Annotated in this window: 14 protein-coding genes; all 14 read right to left on the bottom strand. The window is 66.8% G+C overall.

Annotated features, from left to right (window positions below):
* Positions 1–2: 2 nt before the first annotated feature.
* On the bottom strand, positions 3–464 hold the full coding sequence (locus RSO01_RS27520; protein ID WP_147153505.1) for a RidA family protein: 462 nt from the start codon (positions 462–464) through the stop codon (positions 3–5).
* Positions 461–1,930 (bottom strand): M81 family metallopeptidase, encoded by a 1,470-nt coding sequence (locus tag RSO01_RS27515; protein ID WP_147153503.1) that lies wholly within the window; start codon positions 1,928–1,930, stop codon positions 461–463. Before RSO01_RS27515 ends, RSO01_RS27520 begins: the two co-directional genes overlap by 4 nt.
* A 48-nt stretch (positions 1,931–1,978) precedes the next feature.
* Positions 1,979–3,520 carry a phytoene desaturase family protein gene (locus RSO01_RS27510; RefSeq protein WP_147153502.1) on the bottom strand — a complete coding sequence of 514 codons (1,542 nt, stop codon included), beginning with the start codon at positions 3,518–3,520 and terminating at the stop codon, positions 1,979–1,981.
* A 101-nt stretch (positions 3,521–3,621) separates the two neighbouring features.
* The gene (locus RSO01_RS27505; protein WP_147153500.1) at positions 3,622–5,019 is read right to left on the bottom strand and encodes a serine hydrolase domain-containing protein; all 1,398 of its coding nucleotides are present in this window, start codon (positions 5,017–5,019) and stop codon (positions 3,622–3,624) included.
* A 31-nt stretch (positions 5,020–5,050) separates the two neighbouring features.
* Positions 5,051–6,160, bottom strand: coding sequence for a helix-turn-helix domain-containing protein (locus RSO01_RS27500; protein WP_147153498.1), 1,110 nt, complete (start codon positions 6,158–6,160; stop codon positions 5,051–5,053).
* A gap of 13 nt (positions 6,161–6,173) precedes the next feature.
* Positions 6,174–7,799 carry an acyl-CoA dehydrogenase family protein gene (locus tag RSO01_RS27495; RefSeq protein ID WP_147153496.1) on the bottom strand — a complete coding sequence of 542 codons (1,626 nt, stop codon included), beginning with the start codon at positions 7,797–7,799 and terminating at the stop codon, positions 6,174–6,176.
* 120 nt (positions 7,800–7,919) lie between these two features.
* Positions 7,920–8,135 (bottom strand): dodecin family protein, encoded by a 216-nt coding sequence (locus RSO01_RS27490; RefSeq protein WP_147153494.1) that lies wholly within the window; start codon positions 8,133–8,135, stop codon positions 7,920–7,922.
* 108 nt (positions 8,136–8,243) lie between these two features.
* Positions 8,244–9,875: an ABC transporter ATP-binding protein gene (locus tag RSO01_RS27485; RefSeq protein WP_147153492.1), complete on the bottom strand. Its 1,632-nt coding sequence runs from the start codon at positions 9,873–9,875 to the stop codon at positions 8,244–8,246.
* 6 nt (positions 9,876–9,881) lie between these two features.
* Positions 9,882–10,817, bottom strand: coding sequence for an ABC transporter permease (locus tag RSO01_RS27480; protein ID WP_246158857.1), 936 nt, complete (start codon positions 10,815–10,817; stop codon positions 9,882–9,884).
* A complete protein-coding gene (locus tag RSO01_RS27475; protein ID WP_147153490.1) occupies positions 10,814–11,755 on the bottom strand; it encodes an ABC transporter permease in 942 nt (313 codons plus the stop codon). Before RSO01_RS27475 ends, RSO01_RS27480 begins: the two co-directional genes overlap by 4 nt.
* Positions 11,756–11,867: 112 nt before the next feature.
* The gene (locus RSO01_RS27470; RefSeq protein ID WP_147153488.1) at positions 11,868–13,445 is read right to left on the bottom strand and encodes an ABC transporter substrate-binding protein; all 1,578 of its coding nucleotides are present in this window, start codon (positions 13,443–13,445) and stop codon (positions 11,868–11,870) included.
* 74 nt (positions 13,446–13,519) lie between these two features.
* Entirely contained in the window at positions 13,520–15,046 is a 1,527-nt protein-coding gene (locus RSO01_RS27465) for an ABC transporter substrate-binding protein (RefSeq protein WP_246158855.1), read from the bottom strand.
* Positions 15,047–15,230: 184 nt separating this feature from the next.
* On the bottom strand, positions 15,231–16,241 hold the full coding sequence (locus RSO01_RS27460; protein WP_147153484.1) for a hypothetical protein: 1,011 nt from the start codon (positions 16,239–16,241) through the stop codon (positions 15,231–15,233).
* A 54-nt stretch (positions 16,242–16,295) separates the two neighbouring features.
* Complete coding sequence (pgeF, locus tag RSO01_RS27455; protein ID WP_147153482.1) at positions 16,296–17,063, bottom strand: peptidoglycan editing factor PgeF; 768 nt, start codon at positions 17,061–17,063, stop codon at positions 16,296–16,298.

Below are 17,063 nucleotides of genomic sequence, written 5' to 3'. Positions count from 1 at the left end.
GTTTACTTCTTCACCGGCGCGTAGAAGACGCTGTCGATCTCGATGATGTCGTTGTCGAACAAGCGCTTGGCCTCGAACATGGTGCGCGGCGGATAGGGCGGCTTGCCCCACAGCTCGGCCTGCACCTTGTCGACCAGGGGCGCGATGCGCGCCAGGTCGCTGACATAGACGGTGAGCCTGACGCAATCCTGCAGCGTGGCGCCCTCCGACTGGGCGATCAGCTTGATGTTGAGGAAAGCCTGACGGATGCGCGCCTCGTCACCCTCGACCAGCTTGCCGGTCGCCGGATCGACACCCTGCATGCCGGCGACGAAGACGAAATCGCCGGCCCGCGCGCCCAGGCTCCAGGTGCCTTCGACCTTGATGGAGCCGGGCGGGCTGAGCGTACGCACGCCGTTCGGCGACTGGGCGAAGGCGGCGCTGGCGGTGGCGGTGAGCAACGCGCCGAGAACGAGTGCCCTCATGCGTGCGGATTCGCCACGAACGGCCACTGTCCCTTGTCGACCTTGGTGTAGGGCAGCAGCGACCAGTCGGGCACCAGCGCGCCGGGCGCTGCGACATAGACCACCTCGCTGGCGATCGGGGCGTAGGCGGCGTGGAAGTGCTGCATCGACTTCACCACCACGATCTTCTTGGTCGACGGGTCGACGCCGAGCTTGGTGAAGCAGTCGCGGCTGTGGCACTGGCTGCGCTTCGAGTTGACGATCACCGTGACGCCCTCGATCTGCAGCGCGGCGACATCGCCGATCGGGTTGACGCCCTTGCGCTGGCCGCCGAACTCGATGGTGACGTCCTTCTCGACCTTGAGGACCTTGGCGCGGGCGTCGACCGGCGGGCCGGATTGCGGGCCGAGCTTGCCGCCCAGCCGAATGTCGAGCTCGGCGCCTTCGCCGACCTCGAAGGCGAGCTTCACCGCGCCGGGATCCCAGATCATGGCGATCGCCGCGTCCTTCACCTTCTTGTCGAGCAGCGCCCTCAGGATGAAGGTAGAATCGGAGGCAGCCCCGCCGCCGGCATTGTCCGACACGTCGGCCAGGATCATGGGCTTGGGCAGGTTGTGCGAGGAAACACGCGCCATCGCCGCGTCGAGCGACACGTACGGCGGCTGCGTCGCCTCACGCATGGCGAAGAATTCCTGGCCGAGCTCCTTGGCGAGGCGCTCGGCCTTGGGCAGGTCGCCGTCGGTGATCGCGATCAGCTTGCTGCTCATCTCCTTGATGTCGGACCATGGGAAGCCGTGGGCGATCGACAGCGAGAGCACGCCGTCCTTGCCTTCCATCGCCTGCAGCTTGTCGACGAAGCCGCGCATCGGTTGGCGCGTGGTGTGGAAGATGCCGATCATCCTGCAGTCCCACGCGGCCATCACCGGCTTGGTGCGGCCTTCGATGGCGCCTTCCATGACGTTGAACAGGTCATCGGCGCGCTCCGGCACGTCGACATGCGGGTATTCCTTGAACAGCACGAGCGCGGTGGCGTCGCGCAGGGTACCGTCGCCGATGTTGCAATGCAGGTCGAGCTCGGCGCCGACCGGCACGTCCGGTCCGACGACCTTGCGGACATGGGCCAGGATGTCGCTTTCGCAGTCGTCGTAGCCTTCGGCCACCATGGCTCCGTGCATGGACAGGAACACGCCGTCGACCGGCAGGGCGGCCTTCAGGTCGGCCAGGATCTCGTCGCGGAAGGATTCGTAGACCTTCCTTACCGTCCTGCCGGCGGGCTGGGCGAAGGCGCACAGGCTCTCGACGACCTGCCAGCCCTTGGCTTCGGCGCGGCCGCGCCACACGGCGAGCGGTGCACCGAACATCGGCACGTTCTTGCCGTAGCTGCCCTTACGGAAGAGGCAGGTCTCCTCAAAGAGTTGGTGGCCGGTGGGGATGGAAGCGAAGGTGTTGGTCTCGGTACCGAGGCACGCGGTGAAAATCTTTTTCATGGGCCGCGATCTTGAGCGAGGTGCGGGATCACCGCAACCATTCGAGCGTCAGAGGATCATCCCAGCCGCGGCGCCGCCGGCAAGGATGGCGCCCGTGAAGCCCCCGCTGCCCGCGTACGACGACGCCAGATAGAGTCCGCGAATGGGCGTCCTCGGCGAGCGCCGGACGCCGCGCCAGATCGGGCCGGACGGCGGCAGCGGGGCGAAGCCGTAGACTGCACCGCCGGGTGTATTGAGGTAGTTGTGCATCGACAGCGCCGTGTTGAAGACCGAGGCAACGACGTGCGTAGCGAAACCGGGAAATTCACGATCAATCGCGGTCATGATGGCTTGCTGCCATTGCTCTCGTTTGGCGTCGCGGTCGGCCTTGTCGAGTCCGATCCAGTTGGCCAGCCGATCGACGCCGACCACGGAGACCGGATAGGGCGGCCCCCCTAATCGGGAATCGATGGCGGAGTAGTCGACGACGGTCATCGGCGGCGGCTTGTGTCCCGGCGCGGCTTCGAGCAGGTCCGCACTGCGGCGATAGTCGGACAGGCTCCGCAGCCATGACGGCAGCAGGAAGGTCGCATAGCTTCGAAAGCCAAGCGTCGCGGGACGGACCGATAGTCCGAACGTCGCCGAAAACAGCGAAATCGACGACGGAAGACCGGCATAGGCCGACCCGAAGCGGCCTCGTGCCGACGACGGCAGCATTGCCGCCAGCACGGCGGGGGCTGCATTGGCGACAATGACCGGCGCCCGTGCCTCCGCGGGCTCGCCGCCTTGTCGGTCCACATGCACGACTCCCGACGGGGAACCGTCGCCGTCGAGGCGGATGTCCGTCACCTGGCGGCCCAGCAGGATCTCGCCGCCTGCCTGCTTCGTGGCGTCGGCCAGCGCCTGACTGAGGCGCGCCGAGCCGCCGCGGACGTAGCGTCCGCCGGACGCCAGGTAGCCACCTTGTGCCACCGCGAACAGAACCCACCACAATCGATCGGGATCGTCGTGCCAATAGGGAAGGTTTGCGGCCAGCGCACACTTCAGCGCCTCATTGTCGCCGAATGCCCGGTCGAACACCTGCGCTACCGATCGCCGCCAGTCGCGGACCATCGGAGCAAGCTTGATGAGCGCCGCAAGACCTTCGCGCGGATCGCGAAATGCTTCTCGCCGCCGGCTGAGTGTGCCGAGGCCGGATGTGATGCGTTCCATGTCGCCCAACACTGCGGCGACGCCCGCCTCGCTGGAGGGGAAGCGCTCGGCCAGGGCGGAACGGGCTGCTGCAAAGCCGTCAGGCAGGACGAACGGTTGTCCGACGGGCCCGCCGCGAACCTCGTAGATCGAGCCGGTCGGCACCCATTCGACGGCGTCAAGGACTCCGATGCGGGCGAGAATGGCGTGCTTGGGATCGATCGGATCGGCGGGATCGGCTGTTTCGTGAAGGGAAGCTTCGATCGACAGGTCGCCGACTTTGTAGGTCGATGCCGCGCCGCCGACCGATTCATTGCGCTCGATGATGAGCGTCCGGCGGCCGGCCCGGGCGAGCAGCGCCGCCGCCGTGAGGCCGCCCAGGCCTGCGCCGATCACGATGGCATCGTAGGGCGGTCCCATCGCTTCCCCTTCGTTCGCGGACCCGCGACGGATCGAGCCCGACCCGTAGCAGGTGCGCCTTGATGCAGCTCAAGGCCGCGGGAATTCGGCGATGGCGGGAGTCACGCGGGCGGCAGGGCTTGCATGACGTCGGCCACGAGGCGCGCCACGACATCCATGTCGTCGCGCTCGGTGAAGGCGGGGCCGAAGCGCGCCACCACCAAGCGCTGCGAGGGCACGATGATGACGTACTGCCCGTTCGCTCCGCGAGCGAAGAAGGCTTCGGCCGGGATGCCGCGGGCGATGCGATAGCGTTGGCCCTCGCCGTTGCCGCGGTTGGTCCAGAAGCCCGCGGCATAGCCGAAGCGCTCGCTGCCCGGCGTCGGCGTTGCCGAGTAGTCGACCCAGCCGGGCGGCAGCAGCCGCTCGCCGCCGACCACGCCGTCGTTGAGATAGAGCAGGCCGAAGCGCGCCCAATCGCGCGCCGAGGCCAGCATGTGGCTGGAGCCGATGGGCGTGCCCGCGGCGTCGAACTCCAACGTCACGTGGCGCATGCCGAGCTTGTCGAACAGTTCGCGACGGGCGAAGGCGAGGGTGGAGGCAGCATCGCCGCCCGCATTGTCGCGGATGATCCTGGACAGCAGGAGCGTGTTGCCGTTGGTGTAGTTCCACGACGCAGCCGCGCCGGGCGCGGCCTTGAGTGGCGCCTTCTCGGCGAAGGCCGCCATGTCGCGCACGCCGAACACCATGTAGGCCGAGGCATCGAAGGCGGTGGAGGCGCGGGCGGTGAGCGAATCGCCGATGTCGAGGCCACTGTTCATGCGCAAAAGGTTGTCGATCGAGATGGCGTGACGCGGATCCTTCGGGTTGGCCCAGGCGGCGATCGGTGCGGGACCTTCCAAGGAGACCTTGCCCTGCCGCGCCAGGATGCCGATCAAGGCGTTGGTGACGGACTTGGTGGCCGACCAGCCCATCACCTGGGTGTCGATGCCGTAGCCCGGGGCATAGCGCTCGGCGATCACGCTGCCGTCACGCACGACGACCACGGCCTTGGTGTTGCGATAGGGCGGGTTGGCGTTCTCGGTGAAGGCGCGGTCGAGGGCCTGCTTCAGGGCAGGCTGGGTGGGCTCGACGACGGTCGGACCGCCGATCTCGGTGAGCAGGGCAGGCGCCGGCGTGTGAGGCGGCAGGGTGACCGGCGCGGGCGGCTCGCCTTGCAAGACCAGGCAGCCCAGCGGGCCGCGATCGATGGCGCGGGCCTGCGAGACGCCGGCGAAGCTCGCGGTCACCTGCTCGCGCTCGCGATCGACCCGATGGCCGGACAGGAAGCTCACCGGCGCCAGGATGGGGGCGATGGCCTCGCGATAGAACTGCTCGGGCTCGACCCGCGAGACGAAGGCGGCGGAGCAGAGCTGGTGGCTGACGTAGCCGGTCGCCACGTCGGTCGCGCGGTCGAGACTGCCGCAGCCCAGGAGCGCCGGCGTGGCGCCGAGCAGGGCGAAAGAAATAGCATGGCGCATGAATAGCTCCCTGACGGTTGGTCAGGTGAGCCTAGTGAGCGGCCAGATTGCTTCTCGCCGAGTTTGAAAGGGGGCTCGCTGATTCTGGAATCGGCTGGCCGATTCCCGCCACCCGGCGATATTCACTGGGGGTGACGCCGGTTTCGGCCTTGAAGGCGCGGTTGAAGGGGCCCAGCGAGCTGAAGCCTGCGTCGAGGGCCAGGGTCAGGACCGGGACATCGGCCTGGCTCGGATCGGCCAGGGCCGCCTTGACCTCGGCGATGCGGTAGCGGTTCACGAAACTGTTGAAGTTCCGGTAGCCCAGCGCCTGGTTGATCAGGCGGCGCAGGCGGTATTCGGGCAGGCCGAGTTGGCTCGCCAGGGCGCCGATGGTGAGGCCGTCCTGGCGATGGGCCCGCTCGACGGCCATGAGCCGCTCGAGCTTGGCGACAAGTTCCTGGTCGCCCGGCTCGACGGCCGGCGCCGGGGGCTCTTCGACCGGCCGCGGCAGGCCGGTCGTGACGGCGAACAGCGATTGCTCGCGTCCGACACTCAGCAACGACCAGGCGACGATGCCCGCGATGATGAGCAGGCCCGCCGCGCCGCCGAGGCTCGTGCCCTCGGGTGCCGTGCGTTGCAGGCCGGCGAGCTGGGCCGTGGCGACAAGCCCGATGTAGAGCGAGGAGGCGACCACGACGAAAAGGCGCAGCCGCCGCCGGCGCTCGACGAGGTCGTCGCGCCATGATGTCACCGCCTGCGCCATGGCCAGCACGGCAAAGGCGAAGGAGCTGAGCGTCAGCGCCAGACCGAGCGTTCGCGACGACAGGAAACAGCCGGCGGTGCCGGCGATCACCAGCACCAGCCACAGGGCGATGTGCCACCAGCGCAGGCGGAAGCTGTCGTCGAACAGCGCACCGCTGAATGCCCAGAAGACCACGTTGTTGCCGGCCGACAGGGCGAGCAGGGGGATCGTCCAGAGGCCGAGCTGCGGCGAGAAGCCTGCCACCGAGGTGATGGCATAGGTGCCGGTGCCGACGGCGAACAATGCCGCCAGCCGCGCGGCGAGAAGCCGTCCGTGGTCGCGCAGCAGGGTGGCGGCGATCAGGACCACCAGGGCGCAGGTGGCGCCGCGCAAGGCCCAGTCGACGGAGGTCAAAAGCATCACGCCGCCATCATCACGCAGCGAGGGCGCGGTCCATCAGGGCCTGCTCGGCGCTGCCGAGATCGGCCGTGCCGAACTGCGCGAAGCACGCGCCCTTGAGGCGGGTGTCGCCGTAGAGCGTGGCGAAGTCGGACTTGGCTTCGGCGAGAGCGGCGAGGGCCGCGATCTTGGCCAGGCCCTCGCACAGGAAGCGTGCGCGCCGTTCGGCGTCGCCCGACTGCAGCACCTTGGCCAAGGTCTCGGCCAACGGCCGCACGTCGAAGGCTGGCGCGGCGGTCCTGGCCAGGGCGTTCACCGTTGCCATCGCCTGGTCGGGATGGCGACCGGCGGCGCGCAGCACGTCGAGCGCCATGACGTTGCCCGAGCCCTCCCAGATGGCGTTGAGCGGCGATTCGCGGAAGTAACGCGCCAACGGCAGGTCTTCGGTGTAGCCGTTGCCGCCCAGGCACTCGAGCGATTCGTAGACGAGCTGCGGCGTGCTCTTGCACACCAGGAATTTTACTGCGGGCGTCAGCAGGCGCACGTAGGCGGCTTCTGCAAGATCGTCGTGCGCGCGCTCGGAGGCGCGGCACAGGCGGAACACCAGCGCGACCTGCGCCTCGAGCTCGAGCGCCAGGTCAGCGACGGTGGCGCGCATCGACGGCTGGTCGGCGAGCCTGCGCTGGAACACCGAGCGGTTGCGGATGTGGTGCAGCGCCTGGCTGAGCGCAATGCGCGACTGGCCGGCCGAGGCGATGGCGCAATCGAGCCGTGTGAGGTTCACCATCTCGATGATGGTGCGCACGCCGGCGCCCTCGGCGCCGACGCGCTCGGCATAGGCGCCGTGGAACTCGACCTCGGAGGAGGCATTCGACTTGTTGCCGAGCTTGTCCTTCAGGCGCTGGAAGCGGATCTGGTTCTTCGATCCGTCGGGCCGGTAGCGCGGCATCAGATAGCAGGTGAGCCCACCTTCTGCTTGCGCCAGCACCAGGAAGGCATCGCACATCGGCGCCGACATGAACCATTTGTGGCCGGTGATCTCGACATGGTCGCCGTGGGCCACGGCGCGCGTGATGTTGGCGCGCACGTCGGTACCGCCCTGGCGCTCGGTCATGCCCATGCCCAGCGTGACACCGTTCTTCTCCCACCACGGCAACGGGCGCGGATCGTAGGTGCGGGTCTGGATCTTCGGCAGCCACTTCGCCAGCAGCGCGGGCTCCGAGCGCAGCGCGCCGATGCAGGCGTGGGTCATGGTGATCGGGCACATGTGCCCGCTCTCTGCCTGGGTCGCGAGATAGAGCCGCACGGCGCGCGTCGAGGCTGGGCCCGGCTTGTCGCTGCCATCGTGCGCCGAGGCGTGGATGCCGTGGCCGATGCTCTTGGTCATCATGGCGTGATAGGCGGGATGGAACTCGACCAGGTCGAGCCGGTTGCCCTTGCCATCGACGAGGTGGAGCTTGGGCGGGTTCTCGTTGGCGACGCGGCCAAGATCGAGCGTCGCCAGCGCGCCATAATCCTTGCCGCACGCGGACAGGTTCGCGAGATCGAGTCCGGCGCGCGCCGCCGCATCCGCCAGCGGCCGGTCGGCGCTGAACAGGTCGACATCGCCGAACGCCGGCGACTGGTTGAACGAGGCGTCTTCGAGCAGGCCGGAGGACATGCTCGAGCTTATCTTGCCGGACCGCGGGCCTCCAGGCCCGCTCATGGTTCATGAGCGCGCGAGACGCGCGCGGTCCGGAAGATTATGAGCGGACCTGGAGGTCCGCGCTCCGGCAAGAGATCAGCCGCCGCCTTCGTACTTGAAGGAGAGTTTCAGCTTGGTGCGGAAGGCCGTGACCTTGCCTTTTTCGATGACCAGGTCCTGCTCGACGACCTCGGCGACGCGCAGGTCGCGCAGCGACTTCGCCGCCCGATCCACGGCTGCCTTTGCCGCCAACTCCCAGGATTCGCTGCTGGTGCCTACGAGCTCGATGACTTTATAGACGCTGTCCGCCATGGGTACCTCCCTCGACACGGTTTCACCGTCTCATCCCGTGCCGGGTCAGGGGGAGGCGCGGCAGCGGTTGCCCAGAGGCCTTTCCTTGCCGCGAAGTCTATCACCGAATCAGGCGGTCGCGAACTTGCCGAATTCCCAGTGCCGGCCGGGCGCGGCGGCGAACAGCGCCTTGGTGTAGTCGTCGCGCGGCGCGCCGAAGACCTGCTCGGCCGAGCCGTACTCGACAACGCGGCCCTTGCTCATCACGGCGACGTAATCGCAGATCTGGGCGGCGACGCGCAGGTCGTGGGTGATGAACAGCACGGCGAGGTTCAGGCGCTGGCGGATTTCGTCCAAAAGCTCGAGCACCTGCTTCTGCACCGAGACGTCGAGCGCCGACACTGCCTCGTCGGCGATCAGGAGCTCGGGCTCCATGGCGAGCGCGCGGGCGATGCAGATGCGCTGGCGCTGGCCGCCCGAGAATTGGTGCGGGAAGCGGTCGAGCGCGTTGGGATCGAGCCGCACCGTCTCCATCAGCTTGCGGGCGCGGGCCATCGCCTCCTCGCGCTTGAGACCGAAGTTCATCGGCCCCTCGATGATGAACTCGCCCACCGTGATGCGCGGGTTCATCGAGCGGTAGGGATCCTGGAAGACGATCTGCACCTTGCGGCGGTGCGGGCGCAGCTTGCCGGCCGGCATGGTGGCGATCTCGGTGTCGCCCAAAAAGACCTTGCCGTCGGTCGGATCGATCAGGCGGGCAATGCAGCGCGCCACCGTCGACTTGCCCGAGCCCGATTCGCCCACGATGCCCAAGGTCTCGCCCTTGCGGATGTCGAGGTCGACGTCGACCGCGGCCTTCACCACGCGCGACTTCTGGAAGAAGCTCTTGCCGCTGTAGACCTTGCCGAGCTTCTCGGTGCGCAGGACGGTGATGCCCTCTTTGCGCACGCCGCGGTGCTGCGGATGGATCGACGGCACCGAGGAGATCAGCATCTTGGTGTAGCCCTCGACGGGCCGCGACAGGATCTGCTCGGTCGGGCCCATCTCCACCAGCTCGCCCCAGCGCAACACGGCCACGCGATGGGCGATCTCGGCGACGACGCCGAAATCGTGGGTGATGAACAGCACGCCGGTGCCCTGGCCTTCCTGCAGCTCGGCGATCAGCTTCAGGATCTCGGCCTGGGTGGTGACGTCGAGCGCGGTGGTCGGCTCGTCGGCGATCAGCAGCACGGGATCGAGCACCAGCGCCATGGCGATCATGATGCGCTGGCGCTGGCCGCCCGACAGCTGGTGCGGATAGGACGCGTAGATGCGCTCGGGCTCGGGCAGCTTCACGCGCTCGAGGATGGCGATGATCTTGGCCTTGCGCTGGGCGGCATCGAGCTTGGTGTGGGTGTTCAGCACCTCGTCGATCTGCTCGCCGCAGGGCATGACCGGATTGAGGGCGGTCATCGGCTCCTGGAAGATCATTGACATGCGCGTGCAGCGCAGCTCGCGCAGCCTGGTCTCGCTCGCCGCCAGGATGTTCTCGCCCTGCAGCAGGATCTCGCCGGCGCTGGGCTTCAGCGCCTTGGCGAGCAGGCCCATGACGGTGAAGGCGATCACCGACTTGCCCGAACCCGATTCGCCCACCAGGCAGACGATCTCGCCCGGATTGACGGTGAAATTCACCTTCTCGACCGCGAACTCGCGGTCGGCGCCCTTGGGCAGCGTGACGGAGAGGTTGCGAACTTCGAGAACCGGCTTCTTTGCTTCACTCATCTCGCATCACACTTTTTTACTCATCTTCGGATCCAGCGTATCGCGCAGGCCGTCGCCCATGATGTTGATCGCGAGCACGGTGAAGGCGAGGAAGATGGCGGGATAGAAGATGTTGTGCGGGAACACGCGGAACAGCGTGCGGCCTTCGGCCATGATGTTGCCCCAGCTCGGGATTTCCGGCGGGATGCCGATGCCGAGGAAGCTGAGCGCGGCCTCGACCAGGATGGCGGCGGCGGCCAGGAAAGTGCCCTGCACGATCAGCGGCGCGATGGTGTTGGGCAGGATGTGGCGGAACATCAGCACCCAGGTCGGCGTGCCGACCGAGATGGCGCCTTCGACATAGGGCTCCTCGCGGACCGTGAGCACGATCGAGCGCACCAGGCGGACGACACGCGGCACGTCGGGCACGACGATGGCGAAGATCACGGTGATCAGGCCGGCGCGCCAGATCGACACCATGGCGATGGCGAGCAATATGCCCGGAATCGCCATCAAGCCATCCATGATGCGCATGATGATGCCGTCGAGCCATCGGACGTAGCCCGAGATCAGGCCGATCACGGTGCCGATCGCAACGGCGATCGCGGCGACCGCGACGCCGACCGCCAGCGACACGCGCGTGCCGTAGATCACGCGGCTATAGACGTCGCGACCCAGGCTGTCGGTGCCCATGATGGCGACGCGCTTGACGGTCTTGCCGTCGTCCAGGCGCATGGTGATCTCGGTGCCGGGCTTCTTGTTGCGCGACGCGGGATCGATGCGGGTCGGGTCGATTGTGCCCAGGAAGGGCGCCAGGGCGGCGATCGCCAGCATGACGAGCAGGATGGAGCCGCCGATGATGACGAACGGGTTGCGCAGGGCAACGAGCCACAGGCTCTTGCGCTTGGTCGATGCCGCCGCAATGGAGGCGGAGTCGACGAGGTCTTCGGTCGCGACGGTCAATAGCGGATCCTCGGATCGAAAATGGTGTAGCTGATGTCGACCAGCAGGTTGATCACGACGTAGACCACCGAGAACATCAGGATGACGGTCTGGATGGTCGGGAAGTCACGGCTGAGCACGGCCTCGACGGTGAGGCGGCCGAGGCCGGGCAGGCCGAACACGCTCTCGGTCACCACGGCGCCGCCCATCAGGATGGCGATGCCGAGACCGATCACGGTCAGGATAGGCACTGCCGCGTTGCGTAGCGCATGGCGCATCAGCACGACGCGGTTGGAGAGGCCCTTGGCGCGGGCGGTGCGGATGTAGTCCTCGTTCAGCACTTCCAGCACCGAGGCGCGGGTGATGCGCGAGATCAGCGCGATGAAGCCCACCGACAGGGTGAGCGAGGGCAGCACCATGCGCTCGAGGAACTGCCAGAAATTGACGCCGATGCGGACGTAGCCCTGGACCGGCAGCCAACCCAGCTCGATGGCGAAGACGTAGATCAGGCAATACCCGATGACGAAGCCCGGCACCGAGAAGCCCAGCACCGCGAAGGCCATGACGATGCGATCGAAGATCGAGCCCTGGCGGTAGGCGGCCATCACGCCGATCGGCACGGAGATGGCGACGGCGAAGATCAGGGTGCAGATGGTGAGCGCCAGGGTGGGCTCGATGCGCTGGGCGATGAGCTCGGCCACGGTCTTCTTGAAGAAGAAGCTCTCGCCGAAATTGCCCTGCAGGATGTCGCCGATCCAGATGGCGAACTGCGTCCAGATCGGCTCGTTCAGGCCGAGCTTCTCGCGGATGTCGTTGATCTGGTCGGAGGTGGCATTGTCGCCGGCGATCACCGCCGCCGGGTCACCCGGCGTGAGCCGCAACATGAGGAAGACGAGCACCGCCACCACCGTGAGCACGGGGATGATGGCGACGAGACGACGGGCGATGAAGTCGAGCATTTTCCCTCTAACTGTCACCCCGAGCGAAGCGAGGGGCCTTTGCTGATCCCGAAGGATCCTTCGCTTCGCTCAGGATGACACTGTGGGCCGCGCCGAGGTGCGGCCCACAGTGTCATTTCTTCTCAATATTCCACATAACCGGCACCGGCGCCTTGAGCCAGCCGGTCACATTGGCGCGGGCCGCACCCGGGCCGTACCACTGGCCGATCCAGCCATACTGGGCCGTCTCCAGGGCACGGTCCTGCACGGCCTTGGCGAGCTGCTTGCCCTTGGCCGGGTCGGTCTCCTTGGCGTAGGCGTCGCGCAGCTTCTCCATTTCCGGATCGGTCGGCCAGCCGAACCACGACTTGTCGCCCTGGGCGACCATGTACGACGTCGAGATCGGGTTCAGGATGTCGGCGGCGACCGAGAAGGTGTGCAGGATGTTCCAGCCACCCTTGTCGGCGGGATCCTTCTTGGTGCGGCGCGTGACCAGGGTCTGCCAGTCCATCGACTGCATGTCGACCTTGAAGCCGGCCTGCTCGAGGAGCTGCTTGGTGACCGGCGCGGTGTTGGTCAGAACCGGCAGGGTCGTCGACTGCATCAGCACGACCGGCGTGCCGTCATAGCCGGCTTCCTTGAGAAGCGCCTTGGCCTTCTCGAAGTCGGGCTTGACCAGCAGCCCATTGGGCGCGTCGAAGGCATTGGGCGTGCCGCAGACGAACGCCGCCGAGCAGACCTTGTAGTACTCCGGCTCGCCGACCGTTGCCTTGAGGTAGTCCTCCTGGCGCATCGCCAGCAGCGCGGCCTGGCGGATCTTGGGATTATCGAACGGCTTCACGACATGGTTGAAGCGGATGATGAACTGGTGACCCAGCGGGTTCCAGTCGACCAGCTGCACGCTCTTTTCCTTCTTCAGGATCGGGATCAGGTCGTGCGGCGGCTGCTCGATCAGGTCGATCTCGCCGGCGACGAGGGCGTTCACCTGCTGCTGCGGGTCGGGCATCTCGATGATCTCGACGCGGTCGACCTTGACCACCTTGCCCCCGGCCAGTCCCGAGGCGGGCTCGGAACGCGGCTTGTACTTCGGGTTCTTGACGTAGACGTGCTTTTCGCCGGGCTTGGACTCGGCATTGACGTAGATGAAGGGACCCGAGCCGATCTGGCTGTCGATCTGCTTCATGGCGTCGGTCTCGGCGACCGCCTTGGGCATCATGAACGGCACGTTGGAGCTGGGCTTTCCCAGCGAATCGAGGACCAAGCCGTAGGGCTCCTTCAGCACCATCTGGAAGGTCTTGTCATCGACCTTCTTGAACTCCTTGACGAAGTCCATGAGCTTGAGCCCCATGGCGTCGCGCTTGCCCCAGCGCTGGATCGAGGCGATGCAGTCGTCGGAGGTGACGGGCTTGCCGTCGTGCCATTCCAGGCCGTCGCGCAAGGTGAAGGTCCACACCGTCTTGTCGGGCGAGACCTCGTACTTGTCGACCATCTGCGGCTTGACCGCGTTGTTCTCGTCCGACGCGAACAGCGTGTCGTAGATGAAATAGCCGTGGTTTCGGGTGACGTAGGCCGTCGTCCAGATCGGATCGAGGATCGTCAAATTGCCGTTCTGCACGAACCGCAGAACCTTGTTCTGCGCCATCGCCGAGCTGGCGCTCGCCAGGATCGCACCAGCAGCAAACGCTGCGAGAGTGCGCCGCATCATCTTCATAAGTCCCCTCCAGTTTTCTTAAATGACGAGGGAGGCTCGGATCCCCGCTCCGGCCTCCCTCGGTACGCTCACTCTTACTTCTTGGTCACGTTCCAGAACACCGGCACCGGCGCCGTCAGGTTGCCGTCGACGGTGGTGCGACGGGCGATCGGTGCATACCACTGGCCGACGTTGACGTGCGTCGGGTGATCGACCCAGTATTTCTGCAGATTCTCGACGATCTCCTTCTGCTTGGCCGGGTCGGTCTCCTTGGCGAACTGGTCGCGGAACTTCTCGATCGTCTCGTCGCACGGCCAGCCGAACATCGCCTTGTCGCACGCAGCGTTGAAGAAGCCGGCCATCACCGGGTTCAGGATGTCCGCCGCCACCCACGAGGTGAGGAAGGCGTGCCAGCCGCCCTTGTCCGGCGGGTCCTTCTTGACGCGGCGGGCGACCAGGGTCTGCCAGTCCATCGATTGCATGTCGACCTTGAAGCCGGCGCGCTCGAGGAACGCCTTGGCGACCGGCGCGAGGTTGGTCAACACCTGCAGGTCGGTCGACTGCATCAGCACGATCGGCGTGCCGTCATAGCCCGCCTCCTGCAGCAGCTGCTTGGCCTTGGCCGAGTTGGCATTCAGGACGTCGGCCATGCCGGCATCGGTAGCGAGCGGCGTGCCGCAGACGAACGGCGCCTTGCAGACCTTGTACCACTGGGCGTCGCCGATCGTGGCCTTGAGGAAGTCTTCCTGGCCGAAGGCCACGAACACGGCGTGGCGGATCTTCGGATTGTCGAAGGGCTTGGCCGTGCTGTTGAAGCGGAAGGTGTACTGGTTGCCCAGCGGGTTGAAGTTGACCAGCTGGATGTTCTTGTCCTTGGCGAGCAGCGGCAGCAGGTCGTGGCCCGGCGCTTCGATCATGTCGATCTCGCCGTTCTGCAGGGCGCCGACCTGGGTCTGCACGTCCGGCATGGTGATCCATTCGACGCGTTCGAGCTTCACGACCTTGCCGCCGGCCAGGCCCGAGGGCGGCTCGTTGCGCGGCTTGTACTTGGGGTTCTTGAGATAGACGATCTTCTCGCCCGGCTTCCACTCGTCGGCCTTGAAGATGAATGGACCCGAACCGATCACGTCCTCGACCTTGATCTGCTGCATCGGGTCGGTTTCGGCGGTCTTCTTCGGCATCATAAAGGGCACGTTCGACGACGGCTTGCCGAGCGACTCGAGCACGAGACCGTACGGCTCCTTCATCTTCATCTTGAAGGTCTTGGCATCGACGACCTCGAGGCCGACGACCGAGCCCATCATCTTCTGGCCCATCGAATCGCGGGCCGCCCAGCGCTTGATTGAGGCGATGCAGTCCTCGGCGGTGACGGGCGTGCCGTTCGTCCACTCGAGGCCGTCGCGCAGCGTGAAGGTCCAGGTGAGCTTGTCGGCCGACACGTCGTACTTGTCGACCATCTGCGGCTTCACGGCGAACTTCTCGTCCATCGCGAAGAGCGTGTCCCACACCATGTAGCCGTGATTGCGTTGGATGTAGGCGGTAGTCCAGATCGGATCGAGGATCTTGACGTCCGAATGCATCACCACTTTGAGTGTCTGCGCGCTGGCCGGGGCGATACCCATCAAGCCAGCGACGCCCACAACGGTACTCGCCGCCGCAACGAACGTCGCGATCGACCTCCTGAAATCGAACATAAGCAACCGTCTCCCTATAGCGCGGCCTTCTGTGCAAGAATCGAGCCGCTCGCGGGGACAGTAGCAGCCCCGGACCCCCCTCTGACAAGCCGATTCGGCCGCGCTGTAAGGTTCACTGATGCGGCCGGTTGATCGCCTTTTCCAGCAGTTCCAGCACACCTTCTGAGGCGGCCGTCGCGACAATGTCGCCGAACCCCGCCCAGCTGCCCTTGGCCGCGGCGAGCGGCACGGGGTTGGACTGTTCGAGGTCGCCGACATTGCGGCCGGCCGGGTCCTTGACCAGCCATTTGATGACGAGTTGGCCGCGCTTGTCGTCGATCTCCGTCAGCGTGACATTGCCGATCACGGTGAAGACGTCGGCGCCCCCGGCGTCGACGATGACGATCTTGCTCGAGCCCAGGGCGCGGCGCATGCCGGAGTAGAGCTGGCGATTGCCGTCGGACGGCGCGCCGGTAACCGGCGCGACCAGCACCTTGACCTGCGGCTCTTGCGGCTGCGCCGCCCGGGTAGAAGCAGGCGGCGGCGCGCCGGACGATGCGGCCGCCATCGCTGTCGCCGTCACCGGATCGACCGGCTGCTCCATCGGCACGCTCATGCCGGCCGCGACCTGGCCGGGCGAGCGCGCCATGAATGTGGGCGGCTTGCCGATCAGGGTGGCGACGCGCGGGGCGGCTTGCTGGGCGATACGCGAGACCAGACGTTCGCTTTGCTCGCCGTAGTCCTCGGGGCGTGCGCGGGTGCGGCTGGTCTGCGGCTCTTGTGTCTTGGGCGCGCCCTCGACGCTCCAGTCGATCTGGATCTCGATGCCGGTTTCGCCGGAATCGCGCGTGCTCATGGTGCCGCCCACCTGGATCGGCGCGTCGGCCGGCTGCACCGTGGCGATGATGCCGTAGGCCTGCAGTTCCATGGCGAGGGCGGCCGCCACGCGCTGGCCCATCTCCGGCGGCATGTTGCGCGGCGCGCCGATGGCGAGCTCGATCTTGTCGCGCGCCAGCCGGCGATTGGTGGTCACCGACGAATCGTGCTCGAAGGGCCGCGGCGGCGGCGCGCAGGCCGACAGCACGGCGAGCCCGATCACTGGGCCCAGCATCAGCTCGAGCAGGCGCCTCACAGCATGGCGCATGTCGCGATCACGCCGAGCAGGCAGCAGAACATCAGGATGATCAGGTAGGGCACGTCATCCCCGGAGGGCCACGGCCGACAGGCCGCGGCCGTAGTCGCTCACGCCGTTCAAGGTGTTGCGACGATAGCTGAAGAAATCGTCGGTCGCCGCCAGCGTATCGTGACCCGTGGCGCAGGCCGTCACACCGGCCAGCGCGAACCGCCGCAACAGATAGCCCGCGAGATCGAACATGAAATGGCCGGCGCGCTTGGCCGGACGGAAGAACGCATCGTTGGCGGCGTCCTGCTCGAGGAACGGCGCGGGGAACTCCGGGCCGACCTCGTAGGAGGCCGCACCGATGCAGGGGCCGATGGCGGCGCGCACACGTTCGCGCCGCGCGCCGAGCTTCTCCATGGCGGCGATGGTGGTGTCGACGACTCCACCCAGCGCGCCCTTCCAGCCGGCATGGGCCGCGCCGATCACCTGTGCCTCGGCATCGGCGAACAGGACCGGCGCGCAGTCGGCCGCCAGCACGCCCAAAACGACGCCCGGACGGTCGGTCACCAGCGCGTCGCCCTTGGGCGCGCCGGGCGAGGTCCAGCGCTCGGCGCCGACGGTCAGCACGTCGGTCGAATGGATCTGGTGCACGGTCAGGAGGTCGGTCTCGCCGAGGGCGAACTCGGCGGCGGCGCGGCGGCGGTTCTCGCGCACATTGTCGGGCTGATCGCCCGAGCCGTAGCCGCAGTTGAGCGAGGAGTAGAGGCCGTCGCTCACGCCGCCCTGGCGCGTGAAGAAGCGATGCTGCACGCCATCGAGGTCGGCAAGGGTGCGCGCTTGGATCAT

The organism is Reyranella soli (assembly GCF_007992495.1).
Lineage (GTDB): Bacteria > Pseudomonadota > Alphaproteobacteria > Reyranellales > Reyranellaceae > Reyranella > Reyranella soli.
This window is presented reverse-complemented; position numbering and strand designations above follow the sequence as displayed.